Annotated in this window: 15 protein-coding genes; 10 read left to right on the top strand and 5 right to left on the bottom strand. The window is 69.2% G+C overall.

Translation table 11 applies throughout. The features are described 5' to 3' along the window. Window positions 1–151: 151 nt before the first annotated feature. Window positions 152–1,021: a triacylglycerol lipase gene (locus HTV45_RS04245; RefSeq protein ID WP_215204216.1), complete on the bottom strand. Its 870-nt coding sequence runs from the start codon at window positions 1,019–1,021 to the stop codon at window positions 152–154. 636 nt (window positions 1,022–1,657) lie between these two features. Here HTV45_RS04245 and ureA point away from each other — a divergent pair. From ureA to HTV45_RS04220, 5 genes are all read left to right on the top strand, one after another. After that, entirely contained in the window at window positions 1,658–2,320 is a 663-nt protein-coding gene (ureA, locus tag HTV45_RS04240; RefSeq protein ID WP_215204215.1) for an urease subunit gamma, read from the top strand. Then, the gene (locus HTV45_RS04235) at window positions 2,304–4,142 is read left to right on the top strand and encodes an urease subunit alpha (RefSeq protein ID WP_215204214.1); all 1,839 of its coding nucleotides are present in this window, start codon (window positions 2,304–2,306) and stop codon (window positions 4,140–4,142) included. Before ureA ends, HTV45_RS04235 begins: the two co-directional genes overlap by 17 nt. A 74-nt stretch (window positions 4,143–4,216) precedes the next feature. Beyond that, window positions 4,217–4,891 carry an urease accessory protein UreF gene (locus HTV45_RS04230; protein WP_215204213.1) on the top strand — a complete coding sequence of 225 codons (675 nt, stop codon included), beginning with the start codon at window positions 4,217–4,219 and terminating at the stop codon, window positions 4,889–4,891. A 50-nt stretch (window positions 4,892–4,941) separates the two neighbouring features. Then, window positions 4,942–5,640: an urease accessory protein UreG gene (ureG, locus tag HTV45_RS04225; protein WP_215204212.1), complete on the top strand. Its 699-nt coding sequence runs from the start codon at window positions 4,942–4,944 to the stop codon at window positions 5,638–5,640. A gap of 119 nt (window positions 5,641–5,759) precedes the next feature. Next, complete coding sequence (locus HTV45_RS04220) at window positions 5,760–6,545, top strand: urease accessory protein UreD (protein ID WP_308309170.1); 786 nt, start codon at window positions 5,760–5,762, stop codon at window positions 6,543–6,545. Between the two features lie 163 nt (window positions 6,546–6,708). On the opposite strand, the gene HTV45_RS04215 is transcribed toward HTV45_RS04220, so the two are convergent. Further along, window positions 6,709–7,950, bottom strand: a complete 1,242-nt coding sequence (locus HTV45_RS04215) for a HAMP domain-containing sensor histidine kinase (RefSeq protein WP_215204211.1) — start codon at window positions 7,948–7,950, stop codon at window positions 6,709–6,711. Next, complete coding sequence (locus HTV45_RS04210) at window positions 7,941–8,603, bottom strand: response regulator transcription factor (RefSeq protein ID WP_215204210.1); 663 nt, start codon at window positions 8,601–8,603, stop codon at window positions 7,941–7,943. Before HTV45_RS04210 ends, HTV45_RS04215 begins: the two co-directional genes overlap by 10 nt. Window positions 8,604–8,774: 171 nt before the next feature. Between HTV45_RS04210 and HTV45_RS04205 the strand changes: the two genes are divergently transcribed. The 5 genes from HTV45_RS04205 to HTV45_RS04185 all read left to right on the top strand — a co-directional run bounded on the left by HTV45_RS04205 (window position 8,775) and on the right by HTV45_RS04185 (window position 15,380). Continuing rightward, a complete protein-coding gene (locus HTV45_RS04205) occupies window positions 8,775–10,061 on the top strand; it encodes an ABC transporter permease (RefSeq protein ID WP_215204209.1) in 1,287 nt (428 codons plus the stop codon). A 73-nt stretch (window positions 10,062–10,134) separates the two neighbouring features. Then, the gene (locus HTV45_RS04200; RefSeq protein WP_215204208.1) at window positions 10,135–11,517 is read left to right on the top strand and encodes an ABC transporter permease; all 1,383 of its coding nucleotides are present in this window, start codon (window positions 10,135–10,137) and stop codon (window positions 11,515–11,517) included. A gap of 6 nt (window positions 11,518–11,523) precedes the next feature. Next, window positions 11,524–12,231: an ABC transporter ATP-binding protein gene (locus tag HTV45_RS04195; RefSeq protein ID WP_215204207.1), complete on the top strand. Its 708-nt coding sequence runs from the start codon at window positions 11,524–11,526 to the stop codon at window positions 12,229–12,231. Between the two features lie 347 nt (window positions 12,232–12,578). Then, complete coding sequence (locus HTV45_RS04190; RefSeq protein ID WP_215204206.1) at window positions 12,579–14,810, top strand: DNA-binding transcriptional regulator; 2,232 nt, start codon at window positions 12,579–12,581, stop codon at window positions 14,808–14,810. Between the two features lie 12 nt (window positions 14,811–14,822). After that, window positions 14,823–15,380 carry an XRE family transcriptional regulator gene (locus tag HTV45_RS04185; RefSeq protein WP_215204205.1) on the top strand — a complete coding sequence of 186 codons (558 nt, stop codon included), beginning with the start codon at window positions 14,823–14,825 and terminating at the stop codon, window positions 15,378–15,380. A gap of 78 nt (window positions 15,381–15,458) precedes the next feature. Here the strand turns inward: HTV45_RS04185 and HTV45_RS04180 are convergent, their stop codons facing one another. Both HTV45_RS04180 and HTV45_RS04175 read right to left on the bottom strand, forming a co-directional pair. Next, entirely contained in the window at window positions 15,459–16,886 is a 1,428-nt protein-coding gene (locus HTV45_RS04180) for a tryptophanase (protein ID WP_215204204.1), read from the bottom strand. 67 nt (window positions 16,887–16,953) lie between these two features. Beyond that, window positions 16,954–17,784: an AraC family transcriptional regulator gene (locus tag HTV45_RS04175; protein WP_215204203.1), complete on the bottom strand. Its 831-nt coding sequence runs from the start codon at window positions 17,782–17,784 to the stop codon at window positions 16,954–16,956. Between the last annotated feature and the right edge of the window lie 74 nt (window positions 17,785–17,858).

The following is a 17,858-nucleotide window of genomic DNA, read 5'->3' as shown; positions in this document are numbered from 1 at the left end:
GAGGTGTGCCCCGACAGGTCGGGGCCGTACACCAGCTCCGCCACACCGAGTGGCAGCACCGGCTCGCCGCCGCGCACACGAGTCGCCGGGCGGCCGGTGACACGAGAACGGCCCACCGACACCGTCGGCGGACCGTCACGCAACCTCCGGGTCAGTACTCGGACCTGTTGAGCACGGCCTTGTGCGCCATCACCACCGGCGCCACCCTCTGGCCATAGGACGACCACGCACCACCGTCCTTCACTCGCGCGCGGAACGTGCCGTTCTTGTGGCTCTTCAAGGCGGTGTGACTGATCTGATTGTCGCCGCTGCCGTCGAACTGGGCCTTGTGCTGTGCGTTGATCCACGCTCCGGAATTCCCGGAGACCGTCGAGTCGTCGTGAGACGAGATCGCCGTCCAGTCGGTTCCCATGGCCGATTTGCTGGGGGTCTGGGGAAGGCCCTTGAGGAAACTGCTGCCCTTGGTCATCTGCTTGCACTGCTGTGGAGAGTTGTAGGCCGCTTTGCACAGGGCGAGCTGAACGCCGCTCGCCCCGTCGTGCGGAGAGCCAAGTGTCACGACGTCCTCGATATAGAGGTACGGCGGGAAGCCGGCAGTGCCCTTCTTGACGTGGTACAGCGCGGAGCGGACCACCAGGCCGCCCATGGAACGCGCGACCACGTCGACCTTCTGGCCGCCGGACGGGGCGCTGGAGTAGGAGTTGTAGACGCGGTTGGCGAAGTTCTTGGCGATCGCCGTGAGGCTCGTCCTGCGCGAACCGTACTTGCCGTCCGAGTTCGTGTACCTCCAGGTGCAGCCATTCGATCCCGACTTCTTCGGGTAGTAGCTGTACGTCCTCAGCTGGGCGTTCGTGTACTTCTTCGACTGGAAGTAGTTGATCGCGCTCGCCCAGTACTCCTGGCAGTTGGTCGCTGCTGCGCCTGTGCCATCGAACCCGTGCACGAAGATCACCGCGCTGCGGCCGTTCGACCGCTTCGGCGCGGCGTTCGCCGGGGCAGCCGCCGCGAATGCGATCGCCATGGCGAGAACTGCGCTGAGGAACAGCGTGATTGTGCTTCGGGATCTTTTCATGGCCGTGCCCCTCCAGATCATCAGGGGGGAACTCGTAGGCACCGGATGTCCGACCGGAGTGAACGTGGTGGATCACGGGCCGCGCCGGTGGGCGGGGCCTTCCGAACCTCGAGTGACACCCGGAACTTCCCCCGGGTGTTCCGGATCCGAAGACTATGCGGCAGGACTCTTGACGGGCATGTCACTCGAACGCGTGACAACGCGGCGCGGTGTCCCGCACACCACCCGTCTCCCTCGCTCCGTGGCACAGGTTGAGCGGTGCGTTCCTGACCCCCCGGGGGAGACAACCGCGGGACATACGGCCGATCCCTCGGGGGTCGAGGGCGGGCGCTCCGAATCACCTGGAATCACCTGATCGAGGCGGGCTGTTCCCCGGCATGAGTCCCGCACGCGGGTGTCGCGCCCCCTCACATGCGCCCTGTGACCCCGGTTCACTCCATCCGGGCCGACCAGGGCATTGGGCTGTCCCTTGGTTCCGCCTGTCTCTCAGACTCGGTCTGCGACAGGTACGACGGGCGGCGCCTGCCGTCCACTTCGTCGTACAGGCCGCGCTGTTGAGCGACGAACGAGGAGAGGAGGAACAGCGTGCATCTGACTCCGCACGAACAGGAACGTCTGATGATCCACGTGGCGGCCGAGGTCGCCCAGCGACGCCGCGAACGCGGTCTGCTGCTGAACTATCCCGAAGTCATGGCGCTGTTGACGGCACATGTGCACGAGGAGGCACGGGCCGGGGCGACGGTCGACGCGGTGATGGAGTCAGGGCGCCATGTGCTGCAGCGCAGCGAGGTCATGGACGGTGTGCCGGAGATGGTCGACAACGTTCAGGTCGAGGCGACGTTCCCGGACGGGACCAAGCTGGTGACCATCAGCAAGCCGTTCGACGAGGCGTTCACCACGGTGGAGGTTCATCCCGGCAAGCCGGAACTGCTGCCGGACGAGGACGAACACCGGGTGGCCTTCAACGACGCCGCGACGCCCTTGCCGCTGGTGGTGCGCAACCCCAAGGACCGTCCGATCCAGGTGGGATCCCACTTCCACTTCGCCGAGGCCAACGCGGGACTCAAGTTCCGCCGTGAGGCCGCCCACGGAATGCGGCTGCACATCCCGTCCGGTACCTCCGAACGATTCGAACCCGGCGACAAGCGCACCGTGATGCTGGTGCCGATCGCCGGCGAGCGGATCGTCCACGGGCTCCAGGCCGACAAGAGCGAAGAGGAGAAGCACCTCGATGCCGGACAAGGCTGAGAAGGACAAACCCTGGGACCCACTGCTGCGTTCCCGTTACGCCGACCTGTACGGGCCGACCGCCGGCGACCGGGTCCGGCTCGCCGACACCAATCTCGTCCTGCGCATCGACGCGGACTGGTGCGGCGGTCCGGGGCGCAGTGGCGACGAGATGGTCTTCGGCGGGGGCAAGGTGATCCGTGAGTCGATGGGACAGTCGCACATCCCCCGGGACGACCCCCGCGAACCGGTGGACACCGTGATCACCGGTGCGCTGATCCTGGACCACTGGGGGGTGGTCAAGGCCGATGTCGGGTTACGTGACGGCCGTATCCGGGCCATCGGCAAGGCGTACAACCCGGAGACCATGACGCCGCCCCGCAACGACCACCCGCGCGCGTCGGCCTTCGTCGTAGGCCCCGAGACGGAGGTGATCTCCGGCAAGGGACGCATCCTGACCGCGGGCGGTGTCGACACCCACGTGCACTTCCTGTGCCCGGAGCAGATCCACGAGGCGGTGGCGTCGGGAGTCACGACGCTGATCGGCGGAGGCACCGGCCCGGCCGAGGGCAGCACAGCCACCACCGTCACGCCTGGCAAGTGGCACATCCAGCGGACTTTCGCAGCGCTCGATGCCTTCCCGGTGAACATCGGCCTGCTCGCCAAGGGCAGCACCGTATCGAAGAAGTCGCTGCACGACCAGGTCGCGGCCGGTGCCCTCGGCTTCAAGATCCACGAGGACTGGGGTGCCACCCCGGCAGTGATCGACGCCGCGCTGACCGTATGCGAGGAGACCGGCGTCCAGGTCGCGCTGCACGCCGACTCGCTGAACGAGTCCGGCTTCGTGCAGAGCACCTTCGCCGCCACCAAGGAGGACCGCGGAGCCAAGAAGGCCAAGTACCGCAGCCTGCACATCTTCCACATCGAAGGAGCCGGCGGCGGTCACGCCCCCGACATGATCAGCCTCGCCGGCAAGCCGAACGTGCTGCCCGCGTCGACGAACCCGACCCGGCCCTTCACCGTGAACACCGTGAAGGAGCACGTCGACATGATGATCGTGTGCCATCACCTCAATCCGGAGGTCGACGCGGACATGGCGTTCGCCGATTCCCGGATCCGGCCCTCCACCATGGCTGCCGAAGACCTGCTGCACGACATGGGCGCCATCTCGATGATGTCCTCCGACGCCCAGGCCATGGGCCGCATCGGCGAGATGATCATGCGGACCTGGCAGACGGCGCACGTCATGAAGTCCCGTTACGGCCACCTGCGCGAGGACGACGCGCACGCGGACAACTTCCGCGCCCGCCGCTACGTCGCCAAATACACGATCAATCCGGCCATCACCCACGGCATCGACCACGAGGTCGGCTCCGTCGAAACCGGCAAACTCGCCGATCTGGTGCTGTGGGAACCGAAGTTCTTCGGCGTCAAGCCCCACATGGTGATCAAGGGCGGCCAGATCTCCTACGCTCAGATCGGCGACGCCAACGCCTCCATCCCCACCCCTCAGCCCTATCTGCCGCGCCCCGTCTGGGGCTTCCAGGGCCGCGCCCCGGCGGCGAACTCCTTCAACTTCGTGGCCGAAGCCGCCCTCGACGGCGAACTCACCGAAACGGGGCTGCTCAAGCCCCTGCGCGCGATCCGCTCCACCCGGCAGGTCACCAAGGCCGACATGATCCACAACGACGGTGTCCCGAAGATCGACATCGACCCCGACACCTTCGACGTCACCATCGGCGGCGCCACCACCTCCGACGTCCGGACCACTATCGACGGACAGGAGGTCGGACGCACCTACGCCACGGAACTTCCCCTGGCGCAGCGCTACTTCCTGTTCTGATCCCGGCGGCCGGGCTGTCGCGCACCCGTGCGGCCACCTCCGGCACCCCTCCCGAAAGGCGGTCCCGCGACTCCATGAGCCGCACTGCCCTGCTCGTCCTGGCCGACGGCCGCTTCCCAGCCGGCGGACACGCCCATTCCGGCGGTATGGAGGCCGCCGTCGCCTCCGGCCGCGTCCGTGACACCGCGAGCCTGGAGGCGTTCTGCCGGGGGCGGCTGCACACCGCCGGCCTGGTCGCGGCAGGCCTCGCCGCAGCGGCCGCCACCGGATACGACGCCCTCGAACTGGACGAGGCCGCGGACACCCGCACCCCCGTGCCGGCGTTGCGCCGCGTCGCACGCCGGTTGGGCCGGCAGCTGATGCGCGCGGCCCGGGCCACCTGGCCCAGTGCCGACCTCGACCATCTCGCCCACCACCGGCCCGAGGGCGCTCACCAGCCGGTCGTGCTCGGCGTCACCGCCCGCGCCGCCGGGCTCACCCCGCTCGACGCCGCCCGGGCCGCCGTCTACGAGAGCGTCGGCGGCCCGGCCGCCGCCGCGGTGCGTCTGCTGAGCCTGGATCCGTTCGACGCCACCGCCGTCCTGGCGCGGCTCGCCCATGAACTCGACACCGTCTCCGACACCGCGGCCGACGCGGGGCGGAAAACGGCCGCCAAGGGAGTAGCCGCCCTGCCCGCCGCCTCCGCCCCTCTGCTGGACATCACCGGTGAACAGCACGCCGCCTGGACCGTCCGCCTCTTCGCCTCCTGACCCGACCCGACCAGACCAGACCAGACCAGACCGTTGCCTGGAGCGTCCCTGTGCATCTCGACCACCCCGTGACCATGCCGCACCGCCACACCCACAGCGCCGAACCGCTGCTCACCGACGGCAGCCGCCGAGCCCTGCGCATCGGCTTCGGCGGGCCTGTCGGCTCGGGCAAGACCGCGACCGTGGCCGCACTGTGCCGCGTCCTGCGCGACCGGCTCTCCATCGCCGTGGTCACCAACGACATCTACACCCAGGAAGACGCCGCCTTCCTCCGCCGCGAGGCCGTCCTGCCACCGGAACGGATCACCGCCGTGGAAACCGGTGCCTGCCCGCACACCGCCATCCGCGACGACATCTCCGCCAACCTCGAAGCGGTCGAGCACCTTGAACAGACCCTGCACCCGCTCGACCTGATCCTCATCGAGTCCGGCGGAGACAACCTCACCGCGACTTTTTCCCGCGGACTCGTCGACACCCAGGTCTTCGTCATCGACGTGGCCAGCGGCGACGACATCCCCCGCAAGGGCGGCCCGGGCATCACCGCCGCCGACCTCCTCGTCGTCAACAAGACCGACCTGGCCCCCTACGTCGGCGCCGACCTGGACACCATGAGGGCCGACACCCGCAAACAGCGCGGGGACCTGCCGTACGCCTTCACCAGCCTTACCGCACCGGACGGTGTCCGCCCGGTCGCCGACTGGGTCACCGGCTGCCTCGCCGCCTGGCACGCCGCCGGATCCACCCGGTGAACGTCACCGACGCGTACGCACCGACCGTGGTCCCGGCTCCGGCCGACGAACCCCTCGAAGCCGACGGTGCGCCCCACGGCCGGCGCTCCGCCGAACCCACCCCCGCCCACCCGTCCGGAATCGCAGCCACAGCCCGAATCAGGGCCACCCACAACGGCCGCACCACGACAGTCCCGCTCCTGCACCACGACGGCCCCTTCCACCTGCGCCGGCTACGCGCCCGCGCAGACACGGCACGCGTCCGTGTGCTCGGCGCGATGAGCGCGCCGCTCGGCGGAGACCGGCTCGCCCTCGACATCACCGTCGAGACCCGCGCCGGGCTGGAAGTGACCAGCGCAGCCGCCACCATCGCCCTGCGCGGCCCCACCACGGCCTCAGCCACCTACGACCTCCGGATCAGGGTGGGCGATCACGCGACGCTGCACTGGCTGCCCGAGCCCCTGATCAGTACCCGGGGCAGCACCCTGCACCAGACCTTCGCCGTCGATCTGGTCCCGACCTCCCACCTGCTCATGCGAGAAGAACAACTCCTCGGCCGTTCGGGCGAAGTACCGGGTCACCTCACCACCCGTCTGACCGTCCACCGCGGCGGACGACCGCTCCTCGACCAGCACACCGCCTACGGCGACCCCGCACCGGCATGGGACGGCCCCGCCATCCTCGGAACGCACCGCGCCACCGGACAACTCCTCCTCGTCGACCCGAAGCTGGACACACCCCAGGAACCGCACGTCATCGGCGACGACCCCGCACAGGGACACGCGGTCCTGACTCCCCTCGCCGACCCCCATGCCCTCATCGCCACCGCGGTGGCCCCCACACCCGCCCAGCTGCGCCATCTCCTGGACACCGCCCTCAGCTACGCCTACGAGACACCGAGGTCACCGGCCGAGGGCGCGCACTAGAGCCGTGAACAGCGTGAACACCGACCGCAGGACGCTGGCGTGGCACCAGCGCCGATGATGACGGACGTGCGGAACGACGTCCGCGAGGGCGGCGCTGTCGCTGTCGCAGGTGGCGCCGAAATCGCCGGGACGGTCCGCGACCCGGTCGGACAGGAGAGAAAGATCACCGGCGATCGGCGGGATGCGGCGCTGGTGCTCCTGCCGTTGCGGGCGCTCGGGGAAAGCGCAAGGTGAGGGCGAGCCCGCCCTCGGCGCCCGGACGCGCCGTCAGTGTGGCGTGGTGGGCGCAGGCGATGGAGGCGGCGATGGACAGCCCCAGGCCGTGACCGGTGGTGGCGGTGCGGTCCGCGTCGAGGCGGCGGAAGGGCTCGAACAGGCCGGGGACCCGCTCGGCGGGCACGTGGACGCCTGTGTTGGTCACCGTCACGGTGGCGACATCGAGTCGCACCCGGACCTCGCCGTCGGGATGGTTGTACTGGATGGCGTTGCGGATCAGGTTCGTCAGCAGATGGCGCAGCAGGACGGCGTCGCCGCGGACCACCAGTGCGGTGTCGGCGCTGAGGTCGAGGTGCACGCCGTGGGCCGATGCCTGCGGGGTGAGTTCGGCCGTCACCAGCCGGGCGGTGACCGCCAGGTCCACGCTCTCGGTCTCGTTCAGGCCACGATCGCTGCGGGCGAGCAGCAGGAGTGCGTTGATCAGCTGTTCGGCCTCGCGGTTGGTGGCCAGCAGGTCCTCGCGGACGCCGGCGAGGCTCTCGGGGAGGGGGTCGGCGAGGCCGACCTGGAGGGTGGCGCGCTGGGCGGCGAGGGGCGTCTTGAGCTCGTGGGAGGCGTTGGCGACGAAGCGGCGCTGGCTCTCGAAGGCTCGCTCCAGCCGGTCGAGCATGGTGTCGAAGGTGTCGGCGAGGCGGTGGAGTTCGTCGTCGGAGCCCGTGAGCGCCAGGCGCTGGTGCAGGTTCTGTTCGCTGATGCGGCGGGCCGCCTCGGTCATGGAGGCCACGGGATACAGTGCCCGTCCCGCGAGCCACCAGCCGAGCAGTCCCGCAAGCAGTGCCATCACGAGGACTCCGACGGCGGACCAGAGCACCATCTGACGCAGCGCGGTGTCCTGAACGGCCTGCACGGTCTGGTCGATCTTCTGGATCATGGCGAAGTCACTCGGAGCCGTGGAGAGGGGATCCGGCCTGGCGGGGCGCACGGGCTCGAAGGGTGTCGCAGGACCGCTCTGCACATCTCCGTACGTGATCGACAGTCCCTGGACCTGCTGGGCCGTTCCGTAGCGCGCGAGCAGCACCACCAAGGCGAGCAGCGCGATGCCGGCGAGCAGAAAGAGTCCGGAGATGGCCGTGGCCAGGCGGGCGCGGAAAGGCAGCCGTCTCAGCAGTGCCTGCGGGTTCAATCGCACAGCCGGTATCCCCCTCCCTTGTCGGCGGAGATCAGACCGGGGTCGCCGAGTTTGCCGCGTAGCCTGCTGACGGTGGCGCGGGCCGCGCTGGTGCGTGGGTCGAGGTGCTCGTCCCAGACGATGCGGACGAGCTCGTCGTGCGGCACCGGTGTGTCACCGGCCGCGAGGAGCAGGTGCAGGACCGCGAACTCCTTCGGGGTCAGCTCCAGCGGGCGGCCGTCCACGGACACTTCGCGCCGTGTCTCGTCCAGGACGATGCTCCCGAAGCGCAGCACAGCGGCGGGAGGCTCGGTCGCTCGGCGACTCAGGGCCCTTACACGGGCGACGAGTTCGGCGAAGTCGAAGGGCTTGACGAGATAGTCGTCGGCGCCGAGCGCGGTGAGACCGTAGACTTTGTCCGCGAGCTCGCCGGCCGCGGTCAGCATCAGGATCCGCGGAGGGGCCTGCAGTTCCCGGAGCCGCCTGCATACCTCGTCGCCGGTCATGACCGGCAGGTCGCGGTCGAGGATCAGCACGTCGTAGGCGGTGAGCAGACACATCCGCTCGGCCTCGTCGCCGCTGACAGCGATGTCGACGGCCATCGCCTGGCGGCGCAGACCCGTGGCGATGGTGCGGGCGAGAACACGGTGGTCCTCGGCTACCAGGACTCTCATGCCCCCATGAAACCAAGATGGCGATTACAGCTGGATAAGGGCGCGTGGCGGTGCACTCCGAGCCGGCCGGGCGAATCCGCCGCCCTCGACGAAGACCAGGGCCCTGCGGGTCCTTATACCGCTGTAACGTGCTTATCCCGCTGCAAACAGCGGGCTGCTTGAGTCCAGGGCATGAACTTCGTCAAGCGCGCCGGGATGAGCCTCGGTGCCAGGAAGTCGAAGACCGCCGCCTTGCTGGCGATCTTCGTCGTCCTCTGCGCCCTGCTCCTCGGAGGCTTCCTGCTGCAGGCCGCCGCCGCCCGTCAGGAAGCCGGTGCGCAACGCACCATCGGCGTCGACGTCACGGTCAGGAAGAAGGGGCTCACCCCGCCCCTCGCCGACCGGCTGGGCGCCTTCGACCTGGTGAACCGCTACAACGCGGAGCTTCCGGTGCGCGCCAGGGCTCGGGGTTTCGCACCGCTGACGTCGGACGCACCCAAGCCGGGCGGCACCGGAACCGGGGCGAAGGAACGCAGAGCGGAACAAGACCCTCTGGCCGTGAACGGAGTCCGTGACTCGGGCATGCTGCTGCCCTTCTCGTACGGTTCGGCGAAGATCACGGCGGGGCGCGGCATCGCCTCCGAGGACGCCGGCCACGGTGTCGCGGTGATCGAGCAGCGGCTGGCCGAGGAGAACAGCCTCGAGGTGGGTGACACTGTCCGGGTGCGGTCGCCGGACGGCGAGCGCACGGCGGTCCTGAAGGTCGTCGGTGTCTTCCAGGACCCGACGCGGGATCCGCCGGGGTGGACGCCGCCGCACGAACTGCCCGGCAACGCGCTGTACGTACCGGTGGGCACGGCGCAGGAACTCGCCACCGGCACGGCGACGGTCAGCGAGGCGGTGTACAGGATCGGTTCCCCGGACCAGGCCGAGCAGTTGCACGCCGAGGCCGAGCGGCTTCTTGGCGAGGGCAGCTTCACATTCCGCGTCAATGACAAGGCGTACAGGAACCAGGTCCGTCCGATCCAGCAGGTCGGCACCTTCGCCGGGCTGGTCGTCTGGGTGATCGCGTCGGCCGGTGCGCTGATTCTCGGGCTCATCGTGACGTTGCAGATGCGTGAGCGGCGTGCCGAGCTCGGGGTGCTTCTCGCGATGGGCGAGAAGAAATGGAAGCTCATCGGCCAGCACACCGTGGAGGTGGCGGCTGTGCTCCTCCCCGCCGTCGCGCTCGCCACGCTGGCCGGCTCGCTCGCCGGACAGCCCGTGGGCGACGTACTCCTCGGCCGCCAGGACGACAAGCCGGCTCCAGAGGCCCGTGCGCCGGAGGCCGAGATCGATCCGCCCACGGTGCGGGTCGAGCCGGCCACCATCGGCAACGTCACCGGCATCGGACTCGGGATCTCCCTGGTCTCCACCGTTATTCCGGGCATCGGCATTCTCCGCCTGCACCCCCGCTCCATCCTCGACGAGACCCAATAGCCCGGCCACCGACCGCACGACCGGTCGTCACCACCGAAGTGCCACCCACCGGCCCGGACCAAGAGAGCCAGACATGAACTTCGTCAAACGCGCAGGGCTCAGCCTGTGGGCCCGCAAGGGCCGCACCCTGATCACCCTCGCCACCTTCCTCGTCATCTCCGTGATGGTGCTGGCAGGTGTCCTGATCAACGATGCGACTGCCCGAGCCGAGCGGGACGCCAGACGTACCGTGGGCGCCGAGGTCAACCTGCAGATGGACATGGGGCAGTTGGGCGGTGACGGCGGCACCATTCAGGCCCCGCGCATCGACGCGGCGACCGTGGACAGGCTCGGGGCTCTGTCCCAGGTGCAGAAGTACACCTACTCGGTGTGGGACCGCGCCCTCCTCACGGGCAGCACCGAACTGGTCCACGGCGGACCGAAAGACCCCATGGGCCCCGGCGGCACCGTGGGCATGGGCGTGCTCGACACGTCTCTGTTGCCGGACTTCCGCAGCGGCGAGTTCACCCTCCTCTCCGGCAAGCACCTCACCGCCGCCGACCAGGACAGGAAGCAACTCCTGATCGAGGAGCGGCTGGGCAGGAAGAACGGCCTCAAGGCCGGCGACAGGATCACCCTGACCGGCAACGACGGAAAGACCAAGGCCGACTACACCGTGGCCGGTGTCTACCGCGACCCGCGCCCCAGCACCGAACCCGACACCGAGTACGGCATCAACCCGGCGAACATGCTGTACGGAACGGTGGGCGGCATGTCCGCACTCACGCCCGAAGTGAACGGGTCGCTCCAGGTCGGCAAGGCGACCTTCCTCCTTCAGGACGCCGACGTGCAGGACGCCTTCAAGGACGAGGCGAAGCGGATCGCGGGCGCCGAGCTCGACGGCTTCGAACTGGCCGCCAACGACAAGGCCGTTCAGCAGATGACGGGCCCACTGAAGAGCATCCGCTCCACCGCCTCCATCGCCATGTGGCTCATGGGCATCGCCGGCGCGGCCGTCCTGGCCCTCCTGGCCAACCTCGCCGTCAAGCAGCGCCGCAAGGAGTACGGCGTCCTGCTGGCGATGGGCGAGAAGAAGGGCAAGCTCATCGCCCAACAGGCCCTGGAAAACCTCGCGGTCGCCGCCGTCGCCATCGGCCTGAGTTCCTTGTTCGCCCCCAGCCTCACGCAGAGCGCGGGCGAGGCGCTGCTGGGCAGGGAAGCCTCCGCCTCCGAGCGGAAGATCGACTCCTGGCAGCCCCCGGCCCCCGGCAGCACCGGTGTTGATCAGGGCATCGACCCGAACGACAAGCCCGTCGAGAACGCCGACCCCATCGACAGCATCACGGTGGCTCTCGACCCGTCGGACCTCGCCACCGTCGGCGGTGCGGGGCTCGGCGTCGGCCTGCTGGCCACCGCCGTCCCGGCCGGCGCCGTGCTGCGCCTCAGCCCCCGTACCATCCTCACGAAAGGCAAGTGACCCACCATGACCAACGCCACCGCCGCCCCGCCCGTCCTGCGCCTCGCCGACGTCAGCCACACCTACTCCGGCCGGCGCCGCAGGACCACGGTCCTCAAGAGCATCGACTACGCCTTCGAACGCGGCACCTTCTACACCGTCCTGGGCCCCTCGGGCAGCGGCAAGACCACTCTGCTCAGCCTCGCCGGCGGCCTCGACGCCCCCACCAGGGGCACGATCAGCTTCGACGGGCAGGACCTCACCCAGCTCGGTCTCGGCCGCTACCGCAACAAGCACGCCGCCACGATCTTCCAGCAGTACAACCTCCTCACCTACATGACCGCCCTCCAGAACGTCACCACCGCCATGGAGATCACCGGGGCCGGACCCGCGACCGGAAGCCGCAAGGCCCGCGCCCTGCACCTGCTGGAGAGGACCGGTCTCGACAAGGCGACGGCCACTCGCAACGTGCTGCAGCTCTCCGGCGGCCAGCAGCAGCGGGTCGCCATCGCCCGCGCCCTCGCCTGTGACGTCGACATCCTCTTCGCCGACGAACCCACCGGAAACCTCGACGAGGACACCGCCCAGGGCATCATCGACACCTTCCGCGAACTCGCTCACGAGCAGGGCAAGTGCGTGGTCGTCGTCACCCACTCCCAGCACCTGGCCGCCCAGTCCGACCGCATTCTCAGTCTGCGCAAGGGCAAGCTCACGGAACAGGTGAACGCCCGATGACGACACGTGCGCTGCCGGCAGCACCCGCTGTGCTCTTCACCCGAGCCCTCACCGCCTGCACCAGAGGGCTCGGGCGGATCCCCCAGGGGCCCGCCCCCGACCTGCCGGACGGCTGGCTCGCCTGGTTCGCCGGGTACTCCTGCGCCGCCCGCTCCGCCGGGTCGCGTGGGCAACTGAGGTCGGCGGTGGTACGGCAGGACCGCGTATCGAAGTCCCTGACCGTCCTGCCCACCAGACGCCGCCAGAAAGGTCTGCCAACGTCTGCCGACGTAGGACGTGCGCGCCATGTACGTGATGGGTGCGCCATCCGTACGGTTGCTCGGTAAGGTGCACCCTGGAGGTGTTCCATGTCCGAGTTGTTCGACGCGGTCGACGCGCTGGTCGCGTCCCGCTCCCCGCTGCCGCCGGCGGAGGAGCGCAAGCGGCTGCGCCAGGCTCACGGGCTGACACTGGACGAAGTGTCCGCCGTGCTGAAGGTACGCCGGGCGACGGTGTCCGGCTGGGAGTCGGTCAAGAAACCCGTGGAGCCGCGCGGCCCCGAACGGGAAGCCTACGCGCGGCTGCTGAACAAGCTCGCCGAGCTCTACCCGGCGCCCGCCGCCGTCCCGGACCCGGCGCCGGCCATGTTCACCGGCCGGCCCGACCTGGTGGAGACACGGACTCTGCCCACAGGCCCGGCCCCGGCCGCTGCGGCCACGCCTGAGAACGAGGACACCCGGACCGCCCCCGCGTCCGCCACTGTTGAGCGGGCTGCACCGCGTCCGGCGGGCAGCACCACAAACACGTCGACGTGGCGCAGCTCGGGCACGCGGAAGACGGCCCCGGCCGGAGCCCCGGCGGACCGCACCGACCCGGGCTTCGAGAACGGACCGCTCGCCGTCGTCGACGTCGTCGACGGCCAGGTGCTGGCGTACTGCACCGGCGGCCTGGTCCTGGACGTGCCTTCCAAGTCCATCCCGGCCCTGGTGGACTGGACGCTCAAGGAGGCGAAGCTCGGGCAGCCGAAGTTGTCCGGCCCCGGCAAGGACGCCGATCCGCTGCTCGTACTCACCGAAGCCGCGCTGAAGCGCTACGGTCTGCCGGCCGCGCTCACCGATGAGGAGCGGCTCGCCGGGCGGGTCCCGGAAGACCACAAGGTCGTCAGGCAACTGCACCGCGCCGACTGGAGACTGACCAAGCGCGGGCTCGGGCCGTGGGCGCGGATCTACCGCCCGGCACAGGGCTCGGAGCGCAACTGCGTCCAGCTGTGCGTCCCCTCCTGGAACGCCCTCGACGCCCGCCACTGGGGGCACGCCGCACAGCTCGCGCCGGCACAGCTCACCCGCGTCCTCGGCGTATACGCGTCGCGGGTGATGACCCCGCGCGGATCGACCGCCGTGACCGGCCTCGAGTTGATGACCGCGCTGCACCCGCCGACGCGGGCCTCCGAGCCGGATGCCGACGGCAAGCGGCACTCCGAGCACAATCCGGGCTCGCTCGGCAAGGATCCGGTGGACTGCGCACCGTGCGAGGCCCCGGACGGGCACCCGCTCCTCGAAGACTTGCCGCGCTTCCACGTCCGCGGCCCGGCGGAGAAGCTGTTCGAGGAGGCCTACGACTGGGCGCGGCCGATGACGGATGCCGAGTGCACCCTGCGGCATCTGGTCGGCATCGACGTGAACATGGCCTTCGCTGCGGGCGCGAACGGCCTGGTCGTCGGCCTCGGCGCACCCACTCACGTCAACCGGCCCGTGTTCGACCCGAAGCTGCCCGGCTCATGGCTGGCGGACCTCTCCCACGTCGACCTGTCCAGGGTGAAGGCCGGCAAGGACAAGTGGGCGGACCTCGACGCGAGTCTGCTGCCCAGCCCTTTCACACCGAAGGGCGAGCGCCCCGGGGGGCCGGCCTGGTACGCGACGCCCACCGTGGCGTACGCGGTGGAACTGGGCTACGAGGTGCGTCCGCTGGAGGCGTACGTCCGGTACGACAACGGCCGCTACCTGGACAACTGGTACCAGCGGCTGCGCGACGCCTACCTCGCCACGATGGCCGACCTCGGCGTCCACACCGACATGGCCCCGGCCGACTTCCTCGCCGCGATGGACGGCTATCGGGAACGCGACCCCGAGCTGGCGATCGCCGCCTCGGCGATCAAGGCGACCGTCAAGGGCGGCCTGGGCAAACTGCGCGAACGACCCCGGGGCGAGGGCTGGCGGCCCGGGCAGCCGTGGCACGCGCTGTCCCGCCCGACGTGGCGGCCCGACATCCGGGCGGCGGTCATCTCCCGTACCCGCATCAACCTGCACCGCAAGATCATCAAGCATGCGGCGTTCACCGGCCAGTACCCGGTCGCGGTCCTGTCCGACTGCGTCGTCTACGCAGCGGGCGGACCCTCGCCGCTGGACTTCCTTCCCTACCGGGACGGTAGGCCGCTGCCCGGCGGCTTCAAGCTCGGCGTCAACCCCGGCCTGGTCAAACACGAAGGCACCCAGAGCGTCCTGTGGGGCGAAGGGGTCCGCGAACGGTTCAACGCCCCCGGACTCAACCTCGCCCGCTACATCAAGGACGGCACCGTCACCGGCCTCGACAACGGAGAGTAGGAGAAGGCCACGATGAGCCTGTTCGGGGACGGCCTCGACGCCGCGGTACAGAAATCCTTCACCCGCCCGGCGCCCAAGACCGCGCCCGCGCAGATGCGCTACCTGGTCAGACAGCTCAAAGGCACCAAGGCGGTCGCCCAGATGCTGCGCATCTCCCAGCGCACCGTCGAGCGGTACGTGAAGAACCAGATCAAGAAGCCCCGCCCGGACCTCGCCGCACGCCTGGACCGAGAAGTGAACAAGCGGTGGCAGCCGCAGATCCGTGCCAGAGCCCGGCGCAGGGCAGCGACCACCGACGGCATCGTCATCGACACCCGCGCCCGCCTCGGCTACACCGCGCCGATCGGCTCCACGGACGAGGACCGGCTCCGGCATCTGACCGTCGCGCTCCCGCCCCAGTACGCCGCCCGCCTCTTCGAGGCCCAGCAGGCCGGCGCCGGCGACCCGCAGCTCCGACAGATCGCCGCGGAAGGACTCAGAGAGGTGTACTTTCAGGACGGCGGCCACCGTGCCGGAAGCCTGGAAGAGATCCGGTTCACGGACATCGAGCACCTGGAGTTCGACCTGTAGAGGCTGCGTCGCCGAGAGCCCCCGTGCCCTGATGGCGTGGTGATCCGTACTGGGCGTGACGAACGCGATACCCGGTGATCATGCTGGCGTGGCCGCTGTCGCGTGCAGCGGGGCTGGTCGGACCCAGCGGTAGCGGCCGGTGAAGTTGCGCATCACAGGCGGCTCGTAGTCGAAGCGGACGCCGTGGATCGTGGCGGACCTGACCGCCACCTCGATCAGCGCGTCGGCCACGTAGTCCATGTGGTCGTTGGTGTAGGCGCGGCGCGGAATGGTGAGCCGCAGCAGTTCCAGTGGTGCCTTCTCCTGTACGCCGGTGTCCGGGTCGCGGCCGAGCAGCAGCGACCCGATCTCTACCGACCTGACGCCCGCTTCCAGGTACAAAGCGCAGGCGAGGGCGTGCCCGGGGAACTGGTCGTAGGGCAGGTGGGGCAGCATGGCCCCGGCGTCGACGAAGACCGCGTGGCCTCCCGTGGGGTGCTGAATCGGGATGCCGGCTGTGCGCAGACGCTCACCCAGGTAGGCCACCTGTCCGATCCGGTAGGTGAGGTAGTCGGGATCGATGGCCTCCTCCAGGCCGATGGCGAGTGCTTCCATGTCGCGGCCCGCCAGCCCTCCGTAGGTGATGAAGCCCTCTGTCAGCAGGCAGCGCTGCTGTGCCCGTCGGTACAGTTCGCCGTCCTCGCGGAAGGCGCAGAAGCCGCCGATGTTCACCAGGCCGTCCTTCTTGGCGGATGCGACGAGGATGTCCCCGCAGGCCATGATCTCCGCCACGATGTGGGATATGGCGCTGTCCTTGAACTCCTTCTCGCGGTGCCTGACGAACCAGGCGTTCTCGGCGAAGCGTGCGATGTCGAGGATGACAGGAATGCCCAGGTCGCGGCAGTGGGACGACACCTCGCGCAGGTTGGCGACCGACATGGGCTGTCCGCCGGAGGTGTTGCAGGTGATCGTGGCGATGACACCGGCCACGTTCGCGGCGCCGTGCTGCTCGATGGCCGAGGTGAGCGCCGGAATGTCGAAGTTCCCTTTCCACGGATGGTATGCGCCGGTGTCCAGTGCGTCGGGGGTCAAGGTGTTGACGGTCCGCCCACCGGCGAGCTCCACGTGCGCCTTGGTCGTCTCGAAATGGAAGTTGGATATGAACACCGGCGAGGGCGACCCACAGCGCGCGACCAGTTCGGGGAAGAGGATGTTCTCGGCTGCCCGCCCCTGATGGGTGGGAATGGTCAGGGGAAAACCGAGGATCCGGGAGATGGTCTCTTGCAGCCGGTGAAAGCTCCTGCTGCCCGCATACGCCTCGTCGCCCGTGACGAGTCCTCCCCACTGCCGATCGCTCAGGGCTCCGGTGCCGCTGTCGGTGAGGAGGTCGATGTAGACGTCGTCGCTGCTGAGAGAGAAGAGGTTGAGGCCGGCGCGGTGCAGTGCCTCCTCGCGGTGGCGTTGCGTCGTCATCCGGATCGGTTCGACGACCTTGATGCGAAACGGTTCCGGCAGGCGCTTGGACATGATGCGTACTCCAAGGAAGGGGACGGTGAGGGCGTTGGGGGGAAGGAGGGGGATGGCGGCAGCCACGTCACCCTTCGCGAACGGCCTGCTGGTAGGCACCGGGTGTCACACCCATGCGCGCTTTGAAGGTCCTGATCAGGTGGGCTTGGTCGCTGAAACCGGTTCTCGCCGCCACGGCGGACGCCTTCTCGCCATGGCGCAGGAGCTGCTTCGCGGCGATGATCCGCCGATTGAGAAGAAAGGCGTGCGGCGTGAGTCCCGTCCGGCGGCGAAACGCGCTGATCAGTCGCTGCCGTGGCACGCCTGCCTCATCGACGAGGTCAGAGAGCGTCACTTTGGCGGCGTAGTCGTCGCACAGCAGTGTCACGGCACGATCGATGGAACCGTCCTCCTGCCCGGCTTCCGCGAAGTGGACGCCCGCGTAACGCGAAAGGCAGTACGCGTACGTCGAGAAGAGGCGCTCCTCCGCCTCGAGTGCGCATCCACCGCGCCGCGAACTCTCGTGCGCCTGGAGGAACATGGCCGCGCCCACAGGATCGTCCACCACCGGCTCGGTGATGAAGCGGACGGCCCCGCGCACGGGCGCCGCCGCGTTCTCAGCGGCGATGCCGTGCAGGAGGGATTCTGACGGATAACTCGCCCGGTAGCTCAGACTGCTGCCGCGGGCCGCGCCGTCATGGACCTCGAAGGGGTTGCAGAAGATCAACTGTGCCACCCGTGGGCTGTAGGGCCAGCCGCCGATCGAAAGCGCACCGACGCCGCGGGAGAGTGCCGCGACGACAAAGGTGTCGTGCACGTGCGGGGAGTACCGGTACCCGTCCAGTCGGCCGAGGAGGAACTCGACGCCGCTCGCGGCCGACCTGAAGTAGTCGATCTTGCTTGTGGCTTGCCTCGTCATGTTCATCCATCGTGTTCAGCGGCTTTCTGCCGAAAGTCAGGATGCCACCTGCCGACAGCGGAGCATTGAAGAAA

This window comes from Streptomyces sp. CHD11, assembly GCF_018638295.1.
Taxonomy (GTDB): Bacteria; Actinomycetota; Actinomycetes; order Streptomycetales; family Streptomycetaceae; genus Streptomyces.
This window is presented reverse-complemented; position numbering and strand designations above follow the sequence as displayed.

Bases quoted from the DNA above. Each gene is read 5' to 3' on its own strand.
- HTV45_RS04235 (WP_215204214.1), top strand. From the start codon at position 2,304: ATGCCGGACAAGGCTGAGAAGGACAAACCCTGGGACCCACTGCTGCGT.
- HTV45_RS04175 (WP_215204203.1), bottom strand. From the start codon at position 17,784: ATGACGAGGCAAGCCACAAGCAAGATCGACTACTTCAGGTCGGCCGCG.
- HTV45_RS04195 (WP_215204207.1), top strand. From the start codon at position 11,524: ATGACCAACGCCACCGCCGCCCCGCCCGTCCTGCGCCTCGCCGACGTC.
- HTV45_RS04230 (WP_215204213.1), top strand. From the start codon at position 4,217: ATGAGCCGCACTGCCCTGCTCGTCCTGGCCGACGGCCGCTTCCCAGCC.
- HTV45_RS04210 (WP_215204210.1), bottom strand. From the start codon at position 8,603: ATGAGAGTCCTGGTAGCCGAGGACCACCGTGTTCTCGCCCGCACCATC.
- HTV45_RS04180 (WP_215204204.1), bottom strand. From the start codon at position 16,886: ATGTCCAAGCGCCTGCCGGAACCGTTTCGCATCAAGGTCGTCGAACCG.
- HTV45_RS04200 (WP_215204208.1), top strand. From the start codon at position 10,135: ATGAACTTCGTCAAACGCGCAGGGCTCAGCCTGTGGGCCCGCAAGGGC.
- HTV45_RS04190 (WP_215204206.1), top strand. From the start codon at position 12,579: ATGTCCGAGTTGTTCGACGCGGTCGACGCGCTGGTCGCGTCCCGCTCC.
- HTV45_RS04245 (WP_215204216.1), bottom strand. From the start codon at position 1,021: ATGGCGATCGCATTCGCGGCGGCTGCCCCGGCGAACGCCGCGCCGAAG.
- HTV45_RS04185 (WP_215204205.1), top strand. From the start codon at position 14,823: ATGAGCCTGTTCGGGGACGGCCTCGACGCCGCGGTACAGAAATCCTTC.
- HTV45_RS04205 (WP_215204209.1), top strand. From the start codon at position 8,775: ATGAACTTCGTCAAGCGCGCCGGGATGAGCCTCGGTGCCAGGAAGTCG.